The 18,160-nt window shown below is 51.9% G+C and carries 18 protein-coding genes; 9 read left to right on the top strand and 9 right to left on the bottom strand.

The annotated features are described in order from the left end of the window. Positions 1–10: 10 nt before the first annotated feature. A complete protein-coding gene (locus Q0Y46_RS02580; RefSeq protein WP_297944527.1) occupies positions 11–1,978 on the bottom strand; it encodes a GTP-binding protein in 1,968 nt (655 codons plus the stop codon). 525 nt (positions 1,979–2,503) lie between these two features. On the opposite strand from Q0Y46_RS02580, the gene Q0Y46_RS02575 reads away from it, so the two are divergent. Further along, positions 2,504–3,823 carry a hypothetical protein gene (locus Q0Y46_RS02575; RefSeq protein ID WP_297944525.1) on the top strand — a complete coding sequence of 440 codons (1,320 nt, stop codon included), beginning with the start codon at positions 2,504–2,506 and terminating at the stop codon, positions 3,821–3,823. Positions 3,824–3,826: 3 nt separating this feature from the next. Here the strand turns inward: Q0Y46_RS02575 and Q0Y46_RS02570 are convergent, their stop codons facing one another. From Q0Y46_RS02570 to Q0Y46_RS02550, 5 genes are all read right to left on the bottom strand, one after another. After that, complete coding sequence (locus tag Q0Y46_RS02570; RefSeq protein WP_297944522.1) at positions 3,827–4,432, bottom strand: fibrobacter succinogenes major paralogous domain-containing protein; 606 nt, start codon at positions 4,430–4,432, stop codon at positions 3,827–3,829. A gap of 4 nt (positions 4,433–4,436) precedes the next feature. Next, the gene (locus tag Q0Y46_RS02565; protein WP_295684627.1) at positions 4,437–5,138 is read right to left on the bottom strand and encodes an FISUMP domain-containing protein; all 702 of its coding nucleotides are present in this window, start codon (positions 5,136–5,138) and stop codon (positions 4,437–4,439) included. Positions 5,139–5,170: 32 nt separating this feature from the next. Further along, on the bottom strand, positions 5,171–5,476 hold the full coding sequence (locus tag Q0Y46_RS02560) for a hypothetical protein (protein ID WP_295684624.1): 306 nt from the start codon (positions 5,474–5,476) through the stop codon (positions 5,171–5,173). A gap of 33 nt (positions 5,477–5,509) precedes the next feature. Next, a complete protein-coding gene (locus tag Q0Y46_RS02555) occupies positions 5,510–5,725 on the bottom strand; it encodes a hypothetical protein (protein ID WP_295684621.1) in 216 nt (71 codons plus the stop codon). A gap of 157 nt (positions 5,726–5,882) precedes the next feature. Next, on the bottom strand, positions 5,883–7,271 hold the full coding sequence (locus Q0Y46_RS02550) for a DNA methylase (protein ID WP_297944517.1): 1,389 nt from the start codon (positions 7,269–7,271) through the stop codon (positions 5,883–5,885). A gap of 149 nt (positions 7,272–7,420) precedes the next feature. Between Q0Y46_RS02550 and frr the strand changes: the two genes are divergently transcribed. Genes frr through Q0Y46_RS02535 form a run of 3 tightly spaced genes read left to right on the top strand, consistent with a single transcriptional unit; the run spans position 7,421 to position 9,546 of the window. Beyond that, positions 7,421–7,954: a ribosome recycling factor gene (gene frr, locus Q0Y46_RS02545; protein WP_295684615.1), complete on the top strand. Its 534-nt coding sequence runs from the start codon at positions 7,421–7,423 to the stop codon at positions 7,952–7,954. A gap of 13 nt (positions 7,955–7,967) precedes the next feature. Beyond that, positions 7,968–8,678: an isoprenyl transferase gene (locus tag Q0Y46_RS02540; RefSeq protein ID WP_295684612.1), complete on the top strand. Its 711-nt coding sequence runs from the start codon at positions 7,968–7,970 to the stop codon at positions 8,676–8,678. After that, positions 8,671–9,546: a phosphatidate cytidylyltransferase gene (locus Q0Y46_RS02535; protein WP_295684611.1), complete on the top strand. Its 876-nt coding sequence runs from the start codon at positions 8,671–8,673 to the stop codon at positions 9,544–9,546. The genes Q0Y46_RS02540 and Q0Y46_RS02535 overlap by 8 nt, the downstream gene beginning before the upstream one ends. Positions 9,547–9,608: 62 nt before the next feature. Here Q0Y46_RS02535 and Q0Y46_RS02530 read toward each other — a convergent pair whose 3' ends face one another. Further along, positions 9,609–10,775: a histidine phosphatase family protein gene (locus tag Q0Y46_RS02530; protein WP_297944513.1), complete on the bottom strand. Its 1,167-nt coding sequence runs from the start codon at positions 10,773–10,775 to the stop codon at positions 9,609–9,611. Further along, on the bottom strand, positions 10,775–12,757 hold the full coding sequence (locus tag Q0Y46_RS02525; protein WP_297944510.1) for an SUMF1/EgtB/PvdO family nonheme iron enzyme: 1,983 nt from the start codon (positions 12,755–12,757) through the stop codon (positions 10,775–10,777). The genes Q0Y46_RS02530 and Q0Y46_RS02525 overlap by 1 nt, the downstream gene beginning before the upstream one ends. Before the next feature lie 122 nt (positions 12,758–12,879). Here Q0Y46_RS02525 and Q0Y46_RS02520 point away from each other — a divergent pair, with 122 nt between their 5' ends. Further along, on the top strand, positions 12,880–14,025 hold the full coding sequence (locus Q0Y46_RS02520) for a 1-deoxy-D-xylulose-5-phosphate reductoisomerase (RefSeq protein ID WP_297944507.1): 1,146 nt from the start codon (positions 12,880–12,882) through the stop codon (positions 14,023–14,025). A 73-nt stretch (positions 14,026–14,098) separates the two neighbouring features. On the opposite strand, the gene Q0Y46_RS02515 is transcribed toward Q0Y46_RS02520, so the two are convergent. After that, positions 14,099–14,923: a tetratricopeptide repeat protein gene (locus Q0Y46_RS02515; RefSeq protein ID WP_297944504.1), complete on the bottom strand. Its 825-nt coding sequence runs from the start codon at positions 14,921–14,923 to the stop codon at positions 14,099–14,101. A gap of 43 nt (positions 14,924–14,966) precedes the next feature. Between Q0Y46_RS02515 and Q0Y46_RS02510 the strand changes: the two genes are divergently transcribed. The 4 genes from Q0Y46_RS02510 to Q0Y46_RS02495 are packed head-to-tail and all read left to right on the top strand — an operon-like array spanning position 14,967 to position 18,090. Then, positions 14,967–15,479 (top strand): hypothetical protein, encoded by a 513-nt coding sequence (locus Q0Y46_RS02510; RefSeq protein ID WP_295684602.1) that lies wholly within the window; start codon positions 14,967–14,969, stop codon positions 15,477–15,479. Then, positions 15,476–16,207, top strand: coding sequence for a hypothetical protein (locus tag Q0Y46_RS02505; RefSeq protein WP_295684599.1), 732 nt, complete (start codon positions 15,476–15,478; stop codon positions 16,205–16,207). Before Q0Y46_RS02510 ends, Q0Y46_RS02505 begins: the two co-directional genes overlap by 4 nt. Then, positions 16,188–16,970 (top strand): CIA30 family protein, encoded by a 783-nt coding sequence (locus tag Q0Y46_RS02500; RefSeq protein ID WP_297944499.1) that lies wholly within the window; start codon positions 16,188–16,190, stop codon positions 16,968–16,970. Before Q0Y46_RS02505 ends, Q0Y46_RS02500 begins: the two co-directional genes overlap by 20 nt. After that, complete coding sequence (locus Q0Y46_RS02495) at positions 16,963–18,090, top strand: AI-2E family transporter (protein WP_295684592.1); 1,128 nt, start codon at positions 16,963–16,965, stop codon at positions 18,088–18,090. The genes Q0Y46_RS02500 and Q0Y46_RS02495 overlap by 8 nt, the downstream gene beginning before the upstream one ends. The last annotated feature ends 70 nt before the right edge of the window (positions 18,091–18,160 follow it).

The raw sequence follows: 18,160 nt of genomic DNA, 5'->3' as shown, positions 1-18,160 counted from the left end.
AATGTTTGCGTTACACAGTTGCTGGGCGATATCCAAGCAATTTCATGCTGTAAAGCGCAGTGCCTTTGCTGATGCTGCGGACGCCTGTCGCATAACCGAATATTTTGCGGAGCGGGATGTCGGCTTTCAAAAAGTGCGTCTTGCCGTCACCGCCAATTTCCTTCACCTTGCCGTCACGGGCCTGGATGTCGCCAGTCACAAGCCCTGCGAAATTCACTGGGCATTCCAGAGAAAGTTCCATGATGGGTTCGTACAATTGCACATCGGCCGGCTTAATCAGCTTGGTCACGGCATCGGCGCACGCCTTCTTGATCATGGGCGGGAGCGCCCCTTCGGTCCATGTAAATTCATGGACTTCGAAGCAAACACCGACAAGGGCTCCCTTGCCAAGGATTCCCACTTCAGTCGATTCCAGGAGAGCCGAACGAACACCCGCCAAAATCTCGCGGGGTGCGGTCTCCAAAAATTCGGCAGAAAGACGGATATCATGTGCGTCGCTGTCAAGCGGAGTTGCAGAAAGTTTAATCGAAATCTTGTGCGGGCCGAGTTGGAAAGTATTCTCGACAGGGCCGACATCACGGCACAAACGTTCTTGCCAACGGACTTCGGGGCTACCGGCTCGCACTTCGCAACCAAATTCACGTTTGAGGCGGGCAAGCAACACGTCCAGCTGCACCTCGCCCACGGTATGCAAGTACCAAAAACCGCCATCGTCTTTTTGCACGCGGAAACTCGGGTCCATGCGGCTGAGCGTATTCAGACTTTTTTCCACATGATGGTAGTCTTCGGAACCGAGGCATTCCACGCGCGTCTGCAACAGAGGCTGGTATTTGTCACGGATTGAGGCATGAGGTCGCTCCCCTTGGTCGCTTTGAGGTATGAGGTCGCTCCGCCCTTCGGGCGTCACTTTGAGGATTTGTCCCAGCTCCGTTTCGAACGGGGTGCGCATGGCGTAAATATCGCCTGCGCGGATCTCATCGACAGGTTGCAACAAGTTCGCCTTGAGACGCGAAAACTCAAAACCCGCAGGCCATGCCTTGCGTTCCATGTCGGTATGGCTGCGGAAAAGGGAAATTTCGCCAACACCCTTGAAATGCCGCAAACGGATAACCTGGCCGAGTTCGCCTTCGTTAAATTCGGGGACATCGGGCAAAAAGAACGTCAGCGCTGTCACGAGGCTGCGAACGCCAAAGCCTTCCATCGCAGAGCCTGCATAGCAAAGCGCGTAATCATCGCTGTTGGCCAGCGCCTTGAGGCCCCGCAGGAGCATCTTGGGCGGAACCCGCTTGCCATCCATGGCAAGCTTCAAAATCTCGTCGTCAAAATTGCTCGCAAATTCCACCGCCTCGGCGTAGTGCTGCTTGAGTTCGCGGGATCCATCCCAGCCGTCTTCCACGTTCCAGCCGTCATCAACGACTTCCTCCCCGATGTCGGAATGCGTGAGGCGGCTCTGGCTGAGCACATCGAGAACGCCCGTCATGCGGCCGTTCTCGTATTGCGGGAGCGTCATCAGCACCGGGCGTACACCCAGGATTTCTTCAATATTAATCAGAGTGTCATCAAGCGAATAGTCGGGATTATCAAGTTTGTTCACAAACAGGATTGTCCGCACCCCCGCCTCGCGCAACTTTTTGAATGCAGCAATCGTCTGAGTTTCCACACCGCTCGCGGCGCTCACCACCAGGACGGCGCCCTCCACAGCCGAGAGAGCCATGTCGACCTCGGCTCCAAAGTCCACATGTCCCGGCGTATCGATAAAGTTAAACCAGGAATCCTTCCATTCAAAATGCGCCACGCCGCTCTCGATGGTGATGCCTCGCTCCTTTTCCTCGGGCATGTAGTCCATCGTCGCTAGGCCGTCCTCGACGCGGCCGGGTCGGCGCACCTCCCCCGCCGCAAACAGGATTCGCTCGGAAAGAGTCGTCTTCCCGGCATCCACGTGGGCCAAAATGGCAATATTCCGTATCGGCTGCGACATAATTCAAAAATACATAACTTCACACCGGCATCCTCTAAAATTCTTCCCGAAAAAGCCGTTTGCCGCATAAATCGGCCGAAATCACGGCGATTTTTAGGGTTTCACTTTAAATAAATCGTTTGATTTTGCCAAAAAAGACAATGTTATTCTAAAACAGAAGTAGCCCATTTACTGCCCTTCGGACCAAATTTAGAACAAACGCAACAATTCTATACGGAAAAAATAATTTGTATATAATTTTTTATCGTGACGAAAATTACCTTTTTTTGCCAAAAACGCCATTCTTGGGAATACTTTGTAAAACTTTCTTTGCACTGTACGTTTCGGGAAAGTGTAGTTTGCTATATTGTTTTTGGGGTGCAAATTAATGGAACTTTTATGGAATTGCAAAACATACCAACGAAACTGGTTAACAAATTCAAAAAGGCCAACATAAAGACCGTCGAGGATTTACAAAAGAACTATAATCGGTTAATAAATGGTCTAGGTTTTGGCGGAATTTTTGTAGCCGCGCTATTAGATTACATGCAACGAGAGGGGATCAAGTTGCCCGAGGGTTCGTCTACACATCGTAATGACAATGTACAGACAAAAAAGAAATTTTCTTTTTCGCCACCACCTTCCAAGTTGCTGACCAGGGCCTTTATCAAGGCCAACATCTATTCCGTCGAAGATTTGCAGAAGAACTACAAGGAACTCACCAAGGCGGAATATTTCGGCAACAAGCGCATCGATGAACTCATCAAGTACATGAAGGTTCTCGGAATCAAAGACATCCCCGAATCCCTCAAGGCAAAGCACTTGGCCTCCATCCAGAGCCAGTTTGCCATCATCAAGAAGGATGTCGACGAACTTGTTGACCGCAAAAAAACAAAATTCCTGTTCCCTTGCAATGCCGCATTGAGCATCGCTTTCGCAAAGTTGCACATCAACAACATGAAGGTTCTTCAAAAGAAAATGAAGGAACTTCAAGAAACCCTGCGAAGCAAACATGTCGCCATTTCTGAACTCCGTTCTTGGATAAAGGATACCAAGAAGTATTACAAGAACCACGAAACCGAACGCAAACAGAATGTATTGTCGATGTATGTTAATGGTCTCAAGGCCATCGTACCTGGCGAAGACCTCCACAAGATTCGCTACACGCAAAAAATCGCCGCTTATTTGACTGGCAAAAATATTCCGGACATGCCGAGAATCGATGGGCAAGCCATAGTGCAGTTGAACAATGCACGTGAGCTTATCAAAAAGCACACGTTCCTCGCCGCAAACGATGTCCTGCGCCAATTCAGCCTCAACATCAAGGAAATTACCGACGAGGAACGATTCGTCTCGCGCCTACTCTGCCGCGCTTCCGGTTACAAGGTCCGCGACCTGAAACGCTACGGGCAGCCCAAAGGCTTCGACATCTTCGTCACCAATAGTAGCGCAACGGCCCACCTTATCAAAGCCATCGCCGATTGCTCCTACGAAATTTTGCAAAACGAAGTCATCCCTGTCGACATTGCGACAATATCAAAGGGGCTGGCCAAGCGCGGGCTCAAAAAACTGGACGACGAAAAACTGATTCACCTCCTGAGCAACCTGAGTTATATCGAAAAGGTTGGTAATTGTTTCACGGTCCCCATCGGCAAACTCAAATCGAAGGGAGATATCGCACAAAGGATTCTCTACACCTATGGCAAGAAAATTTCCACCGAAGAGCTCTGTGTCAAGGTGAATAAGGTTCTCAAGCTGAAGAATAAACCGACAAATATGGAAACCCAGCGTTCCGCGACCGCCTTCATGAGAAACGAAAAAATCGTTTTCCACACCAAGACGGGAGACTGGTCTTACAAGAAGTAACTCCTAACGGACGCAACGCACCGAAAATCCGAAAATCTTGGGCTTGGAAGAATAGCTGAAGCCCATGGATTTGTTGGTCATGAACCATACGCGAGCATCGCCGGAGCCATCTTCTGCGTAATCACTCCAGAAAAAGGCGAACTTGCTCATATTGCCATAGGTTTCGTCGTCAAAGCGGTTGCCAGCAGGCATGGCGCTGAACTTGAGCGTATCGTTTCCATTCGTTTCGCCCTTCCAGCCGTACGTTGTCTTTAAAAGGTAGGCAGCATTGAAATCGGCACCGGCAGCAGTCCACAAACTCTCGAAATCTTCCTGGTTCGGCAAGCGGAATCCAGCCGGGCAAGCCTTTTTCGCAGCATCCCATGTATAAAGCCGGCCATAGGCCATGCAGTTGTCATCGCTGTCGTCGTAGCAGTAGCTGTTTTCGGCCTTGAAATTCAGGTTATCGCCAAACCATTCCCGGCCATCAATCTTTACAAGGCGGTAACTCTGCTTATCGCGAGGATCCTTGAATTCCGCAGGGCGGGCCTTCGCGGCATGCTTGCCCTTTGCCGCAAACACAGGCGATGCAACACAAAGCGCCATAAAAAGCACAAGAAGATTTTTCATAGGATTACTTGTCCGTCATGCAACGCACAGGGTAACCGTTTTTACGCGGGAGCGGTTGCTGCAGCACGAAGAACTTCTGCACCTTGTCGACCTCGCCATCCACCCATTTCCAGCGGATGTCGGCGGCATAGCCTTGCTTGATAGCGGTAGATTCCTTGACTTTCGTAGAGCTCCAGAACGCACCAGTGGTTGCAACGTTCATGATTCCGCCGTTCTTCGAGATAAAATCCCATTCATCAATGCTCGGGAGGCGCCAACCCTTCGGGCAAACCTTCTGGGCATCGCCAAAGTCGTAAATGTGGTAGCCATCGCACTGTTTGCAGTTGATGCCGAACATCTTCTCGTAATCCAAGTTTTCCTTCATCCAAATCTGTTGGTCAATAACCGTGACTGCGTACTTGCGGTTGTCGCGGCTATCCACGAAAGTACCTTCCCAGCCGTCATCCGAACACACCAGAGAAATATTCTTGAGAGAGACCTTTTCATTCAGATTCTTTTTCGTACATGATTTCTGGATGGAGGCTTCCGTCATTGACGCATCACGCCAAGCATTCAATTCCGGATCGCACACGATGTACTTGTTGTTCGTTCGTACCATCTTGCCAAAACTTGCATCCTTACATTCGTCTTCGGCGAAAGCAAACGATACAGAACCAACCAGCACGGCCAAGGGCAAGGCCTTGCAAAAACTTTTGAGAATACCCATTTTATAACTCCAATTAACCAGAATTGAATGTTCTACTTGTTCACCTGCGATTCCAGAGCCGCAACGCGTGCCGCCAAATCGGCGCAGAGTTTTTCCAAACGGTCCAGGCGGGAATCATGTTCGTTGTCCTTCACGCGCTGGCGACGCAGCTCCGTGTCCTGTTCCACATTCTTTACATCTACGGAATTCAGTCGAAAATCGTGCTCGGCATCCTTCGCCACCTGGACTCTGAGCTTGAATTCCTGTTCATCGTCCCTTGCCTTCTGCTTGTCCAGGCGCGCATCGTGTTCCTGGTCCTTGAGCTGGAGTTCGCGGAAACGTTCTTCATCAATACTCATAGTCACCTCGGGTTAAGGTTTGACAAAATCAATTTAGTAATTCTCGTCCAAGGTAAATTCGTTCTCAACGGCATTCTGCTTGCGTTCAGCCGTCGCATCGAGCGCTTCTGCATGCCCACGAAGCGCCGCAAACGGGTGGAAAATCTTCGCACGGTCTTCCATGCTCATGCGCGGATGCTTCATGAGGAAGTTCCAATCATCCCGCGGGTACGGCAAATTGATGATGTCTTTATAAACGTCCTGAGGCATAGAGAAGTGGTTGGTAAACAGTGGTTGGTAAACAGTGGTTGGTAAACAGTGGTTAGTAAACAGTGGTTAGTAAACAGTGGTTGATGATTAGGAATTATACAAATCTATGGAAGAAATATTTTTCCTAACCACTAACCACCAACCACTAAACACTCTTTCAAGCACGATGCCCTCCGATTTGTCCATTCCTCTCGATGGTCGTGGCTCCTTCCTGCAAATCCATGCCCTTCACGATGGCGTTCTTGCCAAAACGCTTCTTGATAAGGAGTTCTGCCTTCAGGCGCTTCTTTTCGCGTTGCTGTTTCTGCACATCGGTAAACAGGTCGTACTGCTCGTAACTTGCATCCACGATGTCCGCTGCCACAAGGTTCAAGCGGCGCACTGTCAATTTCGGGTCCACGATGCGGTCGAAAAGCTTCATCACCGCTTCTGCCATCACAGTCTGCGAACTCGTATAGTAGCCGATATTTGCCGTCCCATGCGCAGGCTTCGGGATTGTCCGCCCGTAAAAATCCTGCACCGTCTCGCCATGGTAAATTCCCTTGTCTACATTCTCGCGGTCGTAACCGACGGTCAACACCATGGCATTCGTCACCAGGTCGTGCGATACCAGCGTCATCGACACCGTATCGACCATTTCGCGCACCACGAGACGCGCCTTCTCGAAGCTGTACGGGTCTTGCAGCACCTGGCCCTCGCCCGTGCTTTGGCTACGCGGTTTCGCCTTCTTGATGTCGGCAATGGTGCAAGGCTCGTAACCCCACGCATGGTCAATCAACAGTTCCGCATTCACGCCGAAAAGCTTGTACAGGCCCTCAGGATTCTTGACGCTCACACGGGCGATATCGCCCATCGTGCGGATTCCGCGCCCCCCGTTCAAATAACATTTTTCCAATCGCTCCGCAATGCCTCGGCCAACCTGCCAAAAACTCGTAATCGGGCGATGCGACCACAACTGTTTGCGGTAGCTCATCTCGTCGAGTTCCGCGATGCGCACGCCGTCTTCGTCGGCTTCCACATGCTTTGCCATCACGTCCATCGCAATCTTGCACAGGTAAAGGTTCGTGCCGATTCCGCCCGTCGCCGTAATTCCCGTGGTCGTGAACACGTCCTGGATAATCGTCTTCACCAGTTCACGCGCAGGCTTCTTGTACAACTTGAGGTAACGCGTCAAATCCAAGAAACATTCGTCAATGGAATAGGCGTGGATATCCTCGGCACTCACGTACTTCAGGTAAACATTGTAGACCTTCGTGGAATACTCCACGTACTTCGCCATCTGCGGTTTCGCAATCAAAAACTCGACCTTCTCGCCCGTACGGCGTTCCACCTCGCGCACCTTCTGGTTCACCTCGAAAAGGCGCGCACGCCCCGGAATTCCGTAGGCCTTGAGCGCAGGCGTCACCGCAAGGCAAATCGTCTTCTCGGTACGGCTTTCGTCAGCCACCACGAGTTTCGCCGTAAGCGGGTCCAACCCCCGAAGGATACATTCCACCGAAGCAAAGAAGGATTTAAGGTCTATGGCAGCGTAGGTACGGGAGGACATGGCGTGGGATAAATTTTGCTTTAATATACATCTTTTCCTGTGATTGATTCTTTGGACTTTCTTGGATTTTTTGTACCCCCACGATAATTTTTTACCTATATTTCCAAATGTAAGATTAACCTTAAACCACTGTCTACCAACTAATAATTATGGCTGAATATACAGAAAAAATGGACAAGGCCATCGAGGCCACCGAACGTGAATTTTCCAAGATCCGTGCCGGCCAGGCATCGCCCGCCATCCTCAACGATGTGCGCATCGACTACTACGGCACGCCCACCCCGATTTCACAGGTGGCAAAAGTTTCTGTTCCCGAACCGCGCATGTTGCTCGTCTCCCCATGGGAAAAGACCATGGTCGACCCGATCGAGAAGGCAATTCTCGCCGCAAACATCGGCCTTACCCCGATGAAAGATGGTAACTGCATCCGCGTGTCGCTCCCGATTCTTACGACTGAACGCCGTCAGGAACTTGCAAAGCTCGCCCGCAAGCATGCCGAAGAAGGCCGCGTGGCTATCCGCAACATCCGCCGCGATGCCAACGACGCTCTCAAGAAGAACAAGGAACTGCCGGAAGACGAAGTCAAGAAGCAACAGGACGAAGTCCAAAAGGCAACCGACAAGGCTATCGCCGAAATCGATCGTCTGCTTGCCGAAAAGGAAGCGGACATCCTCAAGGTGTAGTCCGGGGTTTGCTGTGGCAAATCAGCTTAGACATGTCGCCATCATCATGGACGGCAATGGGCGTTGGGCCCGCAGCCGCGGTCTTGAGCGATTCCTGGGCCACCGCAAGGGGACCCAGGCGACAATCGACGCGGTAGAAGTCGGCGTGAATTTGAAACTGGAGCACATGACGCTCTATGTATTCAGTTCCGAGAACTGGGGCCGCCCTTCCAAGGAAGTGGATTACCTGATGAACCTCCTTATAGAAATGGTGGTAAAGGAAATCCCCGACCTCATGGAAAAGAACGTGAAGCTCAAGGTCATCGGCAATATGGAACGCCTCCCCGAAAAGCCGCGTGCATCTCTCCAGTCTGCTATAGACAAGACCGCAGGTAATACGGGCATGCAACTGAACCTCGCCATTTCTTATGGTGGCAGGCAAGAAATTGTAGATGCAACAAGATCTATCGCAGAACAGGTTGCAGCAGGGACGCTCCGCCCCGAAGACATTGACGAAAACTTGTTTGCAAAAAACTTGTACCTGAAAGGCGCTCCCGACCCGGATTTGGTCATCCGCACGGGTGGAGAGTTCAGGCTTTCGAACTACCTACTTTGGCAGGCGGCCTACAGCGAATTTTATGTAACCGAAACGCTGTGGCCTGATTTTACTCAAGACGAATTTTTGAAGGCTGTCGAGTTCTACAAAACCCGCCAGCGTAGATTTGGGAAGGTTCTTGATGAATAACTTGGCTGTTCGCCTCCTATTTGCGGCGGTGGCAATTCCCGTCGCTCTTTTTTGTATTTGGTTCAACGACATCTCTCGAATTTTCTTGATGTGCTTCCTGGGCGGCATCGGCGCTTGGGAATGGGCGAAGATGGTCGGGAAGATGTACAAAGGGCCCGACATGCGTTACCTTTCGCTGGCATCGGCGGTGGCGTTCATGTTGGCGTGGGTATTCTCCAAAGGGGGCTTTTTCGGTTGTGCCGCTGTCCCCGCAGTCATGGGGCCCACGGCCGTTTTCATTCTCGGTATTTATATAGCGATTGGCTTTGCGAAGGTCGATATCGCCAGTCTCTTCCCTTGGCTTGTGTTGCACCTTGGAGCTCCGCTGTATCTTGGATTGTGGGGCGGAGCAAGCATCCTTCTTTTAGGTTCTGGCCAAGGTTTTGAGCACTGCTATGCATTCTTGCTTGTGCTCCTGTCCATGTGGATTTGCGATTCTGTCGCTTACTTTTTCGGAAAATTTGCGGCCGGTAAAGGGCCGTTCGGCAGGCACGCATTTGCCCCGTCCATCAGCCCCAAGAAAACATGGGAAGGCTCGGTTGCTGGGACAATCACCACAATTGCCTTTGTCGCCTATTTTGCACCTGGTGCCCTCGCCAGCTTCAATGTGCAGATAACACTGCCGGTGGGCATCGCTCTCGGATTTTTAATTGCAGCCGCCGGCCAAGCGGGCGACCTGCTAATGAGCGCACTCAAGCGTTGGAGCGGGACAAAGGATTCCGGCACGATTTTCGTCGGTCATGGCGGTGTGCTCGACCGTTTTGATTCGTTCTTCCTTGCAGCTCCGACTCTTTACTTGGTTCTGGATTTCTTGCAGAAAATTTCGTAGCAACCCTACTTTTTAATCAGATTCACCCCCTCCCTTTTTAGGGGAGGGGGCTATTTTTTTGGCTACTTTTTCTTGTTGTATTCTTCCATATATATCGCGAGGTAGTCGATGACGCCCGACTCGGCCCCTTTAACGGGAATGTAGCGCAGGTTGTTCTGTTCGTCTGCGATAATGGCAAGGCCTGCGATATAGTTTATCCAGTGATAGTCTTCGTAATACTTGAGGGCGACCTTTTTCTCGGAGCCGAACACGGCAAGCGGCATCACCAAGATGTCGTGCGAGACCATGATGCTCACGCGCTTCCATTTGGATAGGTTCTTGAGGATGACGGTTTGCATAAATTCCTGTGCGCGCGGCTCCAGTTCATAGAGTGCATCGGCATACGGCTCGCCATACGCCCAGTGCGACATGAGTTCCACGGAGCCACCCCTCATTCCGAGATTGGTTCCGTATTGGGCGAGTTCATCGGCCGTGATTTTCAGGAACCAGTTGCCCGTAATGTCGTAATTCGTGATGAGTTTCGGAAGGCTAGCTTCCCCGCGCCCTTTCGAAATGTTGTTCGCGGTTTCGTTTGTGCGCACAAATCCCGAGGTGATGTAGCTGAATTCCTCGTCGCTCTTGAGCGTTGCACCCAAATCTTGCGCCATCTTGATGCCGTTCGCGGTGAGTTCCGTTTCGATGGTTACGGCGTCCTCGCGTTCGGAATGGCGGATGATGAATACGGCCTTTTCCGTGGGGGCGAGGCTATGGTACACATCGGCTACCGTCGCAAAGCCATCCTTGTCGAGTTTAACTACTGTGGTAGGCGCCGCAGACGAAGGAGCCGGTGTGGACGAAGATGCCGGCGACGACATTGACGGGCTTGATTTTTGATCTGCGGAAGAAGCCGGTTCCCCGTTTGCCGACGAAGTCGTTTTGTGGCTATGCGATGTAGCGTGGCCATGCGATGTAGCTGCCGAAGAGCTCGACTCCGTAGACGGAGAACTGGCTGAATCGGCAGGTTTTGAGTCAGTTGATTCCGCTGAACCGGTTGAATTGGCAGATTCAGCCGGATCGGCCGCGGATTCCGGCTGGACAGAAGATTCAGAAGAGGTTGGCGGATTTTCTTCGCCTGCAGAAGTAGACGACGAAGAATCGTCACAAGCGGCGAGCAAAGCAAACAGCGCCGAGAATGCAAGCGCTGTGGCTGCCGGGAATGCACGGGATGCGCCGAACATGGATTTGCGCATTACGAGCCCCACTGGTATTCGCCCGCTTCGTAAACAGGGTTTTCCCCGTTGAACCCACGCGGGCGCTTGATTTTGTCGTCAAACACGGTCTTGTTGAAAATGCGGAAGTCCCCGCGTTCGTAGCTCTGGAACGAGATGTGGCAGAAAATCGGCCCTGCCGGCATGTACTCGCTGTAGCCCATGTCGCGCTTGCCCGAGGTGTAGAGGTAGTTGAAATATTTGCCGTTCAAAACGATGTGGAGCCCGATGTTGCCCACGGTGAACCAGCGGCCCTTCGCAAGAATGTTCTCATGGTGGGTGTCGTCATAATCCATCACCACGAATTCAGCATCGCCGCTCTTGTCCAAGTGGAAACGGTACTTGTGGTTACCGCCGCAGCAACGGCCGTCGAAGAACCACGTGTATCCGCTTTCGGCGGCAATACGCGGGTCGCGTACGCTTGTGTCGGGGTGCATGAGTTGTTCGTCGGTCACGAGGCGTTCGGGTTCCACGGCTGCAATCAGTTCGGCCAAAGTTTTTGGATTGGAGGCCGACGTGAGCGTCACCTTGTTCTTCGCTTCGCTCATGGCGCGACGGTACAGGCGGTATGGAATGCCATCGTCGCTAATCATCGTCATTTCGTCCTGACTGAACACATAGTATGCGTATGTCTTGGTGCCGCTCTTGGTGACCACGTTGAAACTGCGGTTGTTGAGCGTGTACCACTGGCCCGAAACGTTCGGGAAGCCGGAGACGGCCGCATTGCCGTCATCGGCGATGACTACGGTGTAATCGTCGCTAATCCAAGCTTCGTCTGCAGCGGTAATCAGGCGGCAATCACGGTTTTTGTCGCCCTGACAAGCTGCCGCAGCAGGGTTTGCCGCCTCGCAGGGGCTGACCATCCCTGGCCGAAGTTCGCTAGACATGCCGATTCTAAAGCCCATGTCGGCGGCGCCATCGCGGCTGCGGATGGCGCGGCGGCTTACGCGGGCAAATTCAGCAGGTTCGCCGTAGCTGCCGCCGCGGCGTGTCTTGTTGCCCGATCCGGTAAGTTGAACGGGGTCCACTTTGTCGCCCGAGGTATAGCCCACGAGCCAGTCGTACACCCATTCCCAGGAATTTCCACTCATATCATAGAGCCCGAGTTTGTTCGGATTCTTGGTGGCCACGTCGTGCGCCTTACCTCCGCTGTTCTCGGAATACCATGCCACATCATCGGCCGTGTTGCTGCCCGAGAACTTGAACTTGTCGGCGACACCGTCCTTGCCGCCACGTGCAGCGAACTCCCATTCGGCATCCGTCAACAGCCGGTATTGATGCCCCGTAAGTTGGCCTAGCTTGCAGGCGAAACCGTTTGCATCGAACCAGCTCACGCCAATTTTAGGCGCCTTTTCCGATTCCCAAGCGTTTTTCTTGCCGCCCATCACGGCGTTCCACTGCGCAATGGTCACTTCGGTCGGCGCAATGTGATAATCGCTGACCGTCACCTTGTGCGAAGGGGTCTCGTAAATCTTGTCTTGTTCGGCGCAGTTGTCGCAGCCGCGCGTGTATGTGCCCCCCGGCACGTACACCATATTGAATACGACTCCGTTCACCGTATCGGCAAAGCTGGCCGGTGCCACGTAAGTGAATGGGGTTGTACTGGACGAAGTCGTTTGAGTGGCGCCACCACTCGAAGTCGCATCGGCACCAGGCGTAGCAGAAGTGCCTCCGGAACTATTTGCCGAATTGCTTACTTTATCTGTACTGCTTGGCTTGCTGGAATCATTTGAATTCGCAGCAGAACTAGGCGAAGAGTCATCCGGAGATGTCTTGCTGACTGAAGACCCTGTAGAATCCTGAGGATCCGAGGACTTGCCTTCGGGATTTTCTGTATCGCCCGCGCTGGACGATAAACCGAGCTCCGGTGCAGAAACGTCGCTTTCCGACGATTCCGAGCACCCCGAAAAAACACAGGCTGCGCACAAGGACGCAGCCAGGACGTATAAAGAATATACCCGCATAATGCGACTCCAAACCACAAAAACCTGATATTAATATAAATTGAATTTTTTGTTTGGAATGTAAAATTTTATAATAATTGGAAATAAATAATGCTATCTTTGGGTAAAAAGAGGCTTTAATCATGAAAAACGTCGTTCTTCTCGGTGCAACCGGTTCTATCGGCACTTCAAGTGTCGATGTCATTTTGCAACATTCTGACATTTTTAAGCTTTATGCGGTTGCCGCGAACAGCAGCGTGGCGAAGGTCGCCGAACTCGTTCGCAAGTTCAAGGTGGAACGCGTGTGCATGTTCAACGAAGCTGCCGCCAAGGAACTCGAAAAAGAACTCGGCATGCCTGTGCTCGCCGGCATGGACGGTCTCTGCGAACTGGCCGCCGACCCGAAGGCCGACATTATCATCAACGCTCTGATGGGAGCCGTGGGCTGCCTCCCGACCATTACCGCTATCGAACATGGCAAACATGTGGCGCTCGCCAACAAAGAGACGATGGTCATGGCGGGCCCGGTCATTTGGGATAAACTCGCCGAAAATCCGAATTCCTTCATTACGCCGATTGATTCCGAACATAGCGCCATTTTCCAGTGCCTTTCCGGCCGCCCCGAAAAAGAAGTGGAGTTCCTTGAAATTACGGCCTCCGGTGGACCATTCCGCGAATGGCCTATTGAGAAGTTTGAATCCATCACCGTTGCCGATGCGCTCAATCACCCGGTGTGGAGCATGGGCAAGAAGATTACCATCGATTCCGCATCCATGATGAACAAGGGCCTCGAAGTGCTCGAAGCGCATTTCCTGTTCCATATCCCGTACGAGCAGATCAAGGTGGTGGTGCATCCGCAGTCGATGGTGCATTCTCTGGTGCAGTTCCGTGACGGTTCCCTGATGGCGCAGCTCGGCGCTCCCGACATGCGCATTCCTATCCAAGTGGCGCTCACATGGCCCGACCGTCTGCCGCTCGAGACCAAGCGCCTCGACCTGCCCACGCTCCAGAAACTCACCTTCTTTGAGCCGGACTTCAACAAGTTCCGCTGTCTCGCCCTCGCTTTCGAAGCCGGCCGCCGTGGCGGTATCGTGCCGGCGATGATGAATGCCGCAAACGAAGTGCTGGTGGACGCATTCCTCAAGGGCAACCTCAAGTTCACCGACATCCCGAAGCATGTTGAAACCATCATGGCCGGCGCCCCCACCGTGACGGGGCACCTCACGCTTGACCAGGTGCTCGAAGCCGATGCCGAAGCCCGCAAGCTGACAGAAGCATTGATCAAGTAATTCCATTTTGTATAAAAAACGGCCCAGCGAATAACTTTCGCTGGGTTTCGTTTTTGAATCTAGAGCATCTGGGCTAGATGAACATCATGGTATTGAGCTTAGCCCTATATTTCCAAGTGAGTTCGTGCTTGGGGCCTAGGACTCCGAACAAAGTGAGCATTGCCTTCTTGGCTGCCGAATCGTTCCATTCGGGCGCTTCTACGTAGAGATTCAAGAATGCTTGCAATGCACTTTCGAAATCTTCGCTGCAAGCGAGCTTGCATGCTTCGTGGTAGACGATGGCTTCCTTGCCCTGCACATCCTTCTTGGCGGCTTCGGCGTGGAAGTCCAGGAGTTCCAAGAGCGATTTAGCTTCGCGGTACTGGTCATCGGCTTCGGTGAATTTGGAAAGAACATCCTTCGCTTTTTCCGTATCACCCATACCGAGACTTGCCTTGGCCCAGAGCAACTTCAATTTCTTGTCGTCGGGGGTCTTGGCGAGCGCTTCGTCGAGCAGGGGAATCGCTTCGTCGAACTGCTTGGCCGCGATGGCTTCTTCGATGGCGTTCTGCACGCGGGCTTCGTCGCTCACATAATACTTTTCAAGGCGCTTCTTGAGGTCTGCCTCGGAGAGGACTCCCTGGAGCACGTCGGCAATCTGTCCCTTGTCCACTATGTGGATTTCGGGCACCGAGCGCACGCGGAACATCTGGATGAGCTGCATGTTTTCACGTTCGTCGCAACTGACCACGCCGAGCGTAAAGTCCATGCTGGTCGAAAGGGAGCCCAACAGCTGTGAATAAGGGGCGCAATCCGGGTATTCTGCAGACGAGAAGAGTATTGCGACAGCTCGGGTTTCTGAGGCCTGGATGACCTCGGCTTCAAAATTTTCAGCGGTAATCTGTACTACTTTTGCCATACCGCAAATGTAGCAAATGGCGGATTTATTATATTTTTATTATATGAGTAAATGCCCTTTTTGCGATGCAGACGTAGTGGACATCAAAATCCACACTTTGGATTTGAGACTTTGCCCGAAGTGTTTTTCCACGTTCTTCCCGTGTAGCCAGACCACGTCTTTCCGTGGCGAGCTCAGCGACAAGACCCGTGAACTATGGCTCAAGGCTCTCAAGGCGAAACAACTCCAAGCCACACCTGAATCCGCCAAGTGCATCGACCATGGGGAACCTCTTGTCCAGGGCAAGTTGCCCGACTATGGTTACGACGGACTGGTGACGCAATGCTGCCAGACGTTCCACCTGACACCCGAGCTCACCGTCCGGTTGCTGGAACACACTTTGGAGCACCCGTTCCAGGCGACCGCAAAACAAGGGAAGCACCATTTCTTTTTTATCCGTCTGCTTGACAAACTCATTTCAAAGGGAATGGGCGAAGAACAGCCCGAAGTAGACCCTTTGGACCTTATTCAATACAACATGTTCTTCAAGCCCATTTTGGAACCTTCTGAAAAATGAGAAAGACGTATACCATCCTTGGTGTTATTGCCGTTATCGTTTTAGTCATCTATTCGCAGATACCTGACTCGTTCTTTGTCGAGAGCGTTTATCCGCTGGAGGAGGGCATGTTCGTCACGAATTACGACGACAGGGCCGATGGCGGTTTTTCGAATGCCTCGCTCCAAATGGGGGATTCCTCCATGAAGTTCGAATGTACGCTGGGGACCGATACGACAGTTGCAGCCTGGTGTGGCATGCTTTGGAATTTTGATCCGGACACACTTGAAAAATACCGGAATTGGATTTTTGTCGATTCGCTCATTTTCGACGTAGAAACCTCCGGCACAGACGAGATTCTCGTGAAGCTCTGGGCATACGACCCCGACGTGACCGACGTGAAAAAACCGAAAACCTTCCGCCTGCTGATGAAAGAGGTGAAAGTATCCGGAGGGCGCGAACGCATCGTCGTCCCGATGGAACAGTTCTACACGCCGGATTTCTGGTACGAAGACGCCCATGTAGACAAGGAACTGAACAAGAGGCACCAGGAATCCATGGCTCGCGTGGAAATCGCTCCAGGCTGGAACCAACCGCGCGGCAAGACATTCTCCATCGTATTTCATGGAGTTTCCGCCAAGGGTCTCAGCAATTTCTGGTTCGGCGCGGTACTTTTCGCCTTCTTGGGTATAACCATTGTCGCGGTGGGCTTCCGCCACCATAAGAAGAATGAAGACAAGGAAGATTAGAATCATCTCGGTTGCCGCGTTTGTCGTGCTTTTGGGTGCGTGGGCGGCCTTGTTCTGCACGTTCAAGGACAATTCTCTCACCTTTTTCCCGAAACTCGCCTATGAGGCCTACGCATTGACCGATGCAGCCTCCGGCGGCTATTCCACATCCGACATCTCGTTGCATGGCGACACGATTTCGGCGAAGGTAAATATCCGTTCGGGAATGGCGTACCCCTATGCAGGCGTAGGTGTGAACCTGATGTCTGTGGACCATCGCCCTGCAACATCCCGTTTTGATTTTTCAAAATTCGACACGATTGCAGTCACGGCATCGGCCGGCCGCATGAAGTCGCTCACTCTGCGCATCTTGACAGACGACCCGGAATATTCACGCGAAGGAGAATACCTGAGTTATCGCCCCCTTTTGGCCACGATGCCCGTCGATTCAAAAGCGAGCGAGGTAAAAATTCCGCTGTCTTCTTTTGCTGTCCCTGAACGTTGGCTCGTGATGAACGGCCTCGACCACGACGACGGCTTTACGTACTGGAACCGGGCGCTACTTTTCGAAATTTCTAACGGCGAAGGGGCCCTGCGCGGGATTCCCGACGAATTCGAAATTTATTCTATCCACATGTACGGGCAAAATCATGGATTCATAAATGCCATGTACATTGTGCTAGCTTTTGTCATCGTCGCATTCCTGGCTTCGCAAATTTTGGCCGATCGCGAAGGATCACACAAGAAAAAGAAATCTTCGGCATACAGGAGGGAGAATGCCTAGAATTTGGACTGTTGACCGCATTATGCGGCTCATGATGTTTGCTGCCGTTTTTGTGGTAATTGTGGGGACTGCATATTATTTGAGAAACGTGCTTTTCCCGTTTTTTGCAGCCTTTTTGCTCGCCTATATTGTCGACCCGCTGGTAAACAAACTCCAAGTCAAGATGAAGCACCGAATTGCCGCCGTTTTGGTGGTCATATTTGGCGGTGGACTCATCCTGACGGGCTGCATGCTCATTTTTGTACCGAAAGTCGTCAACGAAGTCCAATACCTGGGCTCATTGCTCGTGAGAATGTTCAATGATTCCGCCTGGTCCGAACGGATGGCATCGTATATTCCGACAGACATTTGGGATTTCATCCGGGAATCTGTCGGTTGGGAAAAAATCGGCGCCGCCCTCCAAAGTTTTGATTCCTGGGAAAGCGTCGGAAATTTAGCCTCGAAAATTCTCCCGGGCGCCTGGGGCGTCGTTTCGAAAACAGTGACAATTATTTTCGGTTTGTCAACCGGCGCCTTGATGTTCCTTTACCTTATCTTCATTATGGTAGACATGCCCAAGCTCCGCAGCGGCGTGGCAAGCCTTATTCCCAAACGTTATCAAGCCGACGCTTTTGAAATGGCCCACGAAGTGGACCGCTTCATGGGCAACTATTTCCGTGCACAGTCTATCGTCGCTTTATCTGTCGGAATACTTTATTCTATAGGCTTCAGCATCATGGGGCTCCCCATGGGTATTGTGTTCGGCTTGTTCTCCGGCGCATTGAACATGGTCCCGTATTTGCAGTTGACAAGCATCCCGCTGGCACTCGTTTTGTCGGTCGTGTACTCGTTGGATTCGGGAATGCCCCTTTGGGAAGTCGCGATAATCGTCCTTTTCATTTATCTTGTCGTGCAGATAATTCAAGACCTTTTCTTGGTTCCGCACATTGTCGGAAAGTCGATGAACCTGCCTCCTGTGGGCATTTTGCTGTCTCTTTCAATATGGGGTAAGTTGTTGGGTTTCTTAGGGTTACTTGTTGCAGTGCCCTTCACTTGCCTATGTCTCGTGTTCATTCGCAAGGTGCAAAAAAAGTCCGAAGCGATGCATGCCGAAGCGGCCGGACCTCACCCCGAGGCTTGATTTAAAAGGGCTCAGGCGATATTTTTTTTCAAAAAAATTACTCGGTACGAAAAAAAAAAGGTATAATATC

Origin of the sequence: uncultured Fibrobacter sp. (assembly GCF_947305105.1) — a bacterium.
Taxonomy (GTDB): domain Bacteria; phylum Fibrobacterota; class Fibrobacteria; order Fibrobacterales; family Fibrobacteraceae; genus Fibrobacter.
This window is presented reverse-complemented; position numbering and strand designations above follow the sequence as displayed.

Excerpts from the sequence above, each read along its gene's own strand:
- Q0Y46_RS02580 (WP_297944527.1), bottom strand. The coding sequence starts at position 1,978 with ATGTCGCAGCCGATACGGAATATTGCCATTTTGGCCCACGTGGATGCC.
- Q0Y46_RS02575 (WP_297944525.1), top strand. The coding sequence starts at position 2,504 with ATGCAACGAGAGGGGATCAAGTTGCCCGAGGGTTCGTCTACACATCGT.
- Q0Y46_RS02570 (WP_297944522.1), bottom strand. The coding sequence starts at position 4,432 with ATGAAAAATCTTCTTGTGCTTTTTATGGCGCTTTGTGTTGCATCGCCT.
- Q0Y46_RS02565 (WP_295684627.1), bottom strand. The coding sequence starts at position 5,138 with ATGGGTATTCTCAAAAGTTTTTGCAAGGCCTTGCCCTTGGCCGTGCTG.
- Q0Y46_RS02560 (WP_295684624.1), bottom strand. The coding sequence starts at position 5,476 with ATGAGTATTGATGAAGAACGTTTCCGCGAACTCCAGCTCAAGGACCAG.
- Q0Y46_RS02555 (WP_295684621.1), bottom strand. The coding sequence starts at position 5,725 with ATGCCTCAGGACGTTTATAAAGACATCATCAATTTGCCGTACCCGCGG.
- Q0Y46_RS02550 (WP_297944517.1), bottom strand. The coding sequence starts at position 7,271 with ATGTCCTCCCGTACCTACGCTGCCATAGACCTTAAATCCTTCTTTGCT.
- frr (WP_295684615.1), top strand. The coding sequence starts at position 7,421 with ATGGCTGAATATACAGAAAAAATGGACAAGGCCATCGAGGCCACCGAA.
- Q0Y46_RS02535 (WP_295684611.1), top strand. The coding sequence starts at position 8,671 with ATGAATAACTTGGCTGTTCGCCTCCTATTTGCGGCGGTGGCAATTCCC.
- Q0Y46_RS02530 (WP_297944513.1), bottom strand. The coding sequence starts at position 10,775 with ATGCGCAAATCCATGTTCGGCGCATCCCGTGCATTCCCGGCAGCCACA.
- Q0Y46_RS02525 (WP_297944510.1), bottom strand. The coding sequence starts at position 12,757 with ATGCGGGTATATTCTTTATACGTCCTGGCTGCGTCCTTGTGCGCAGCC.
- Q0Y46_RS02520 (WP_297944507.1), top strand. The coding sequence starts at position 12,880 with ATGAAAAACGTCGTTCTTCTCGGTGCAACCGGTTCTATCGGCACTTCA.
- Q0Y46_RS02515 (WP_297944504.1), bottom strand. The coding sequence starts at position 14,923 with ATGGCAAAAGTAGTACAGATTACCGCTGAAAATTTTGAAGCCGAGGTC.
- Q0Y46_RS02510 (WP_295684602.1), top strand. The coding sequence starts at position 14,967 with ATGAGTAAATGCCCTTTTTGCGATGCAGACGTAGTGGACATCAAAATC.
- Q0Y46_RS02505 (WP_295684599.1), top strand. The coding sequence starts at position 15,476 with ATGAGAAAGACGTATACCATCCTTGGTGTTATTGCCGTTATCGTTTTA.
- Q0Y46_RS02500 (WP_297944499.1), top strand. The coding sequence starts at position 16,188 with ATGAAGACAAGGAAGATTAGAATCATCTCGGTTGCCGCGTTTGTCGTG.
- Q0Y46_RS02495 (WP_295684592.1), top strand. The coding sequence starts at position 16,963 with ATGCCTAGAATTTGGACTGTTGACCGCATTATGCGGCTCATGATGTTT.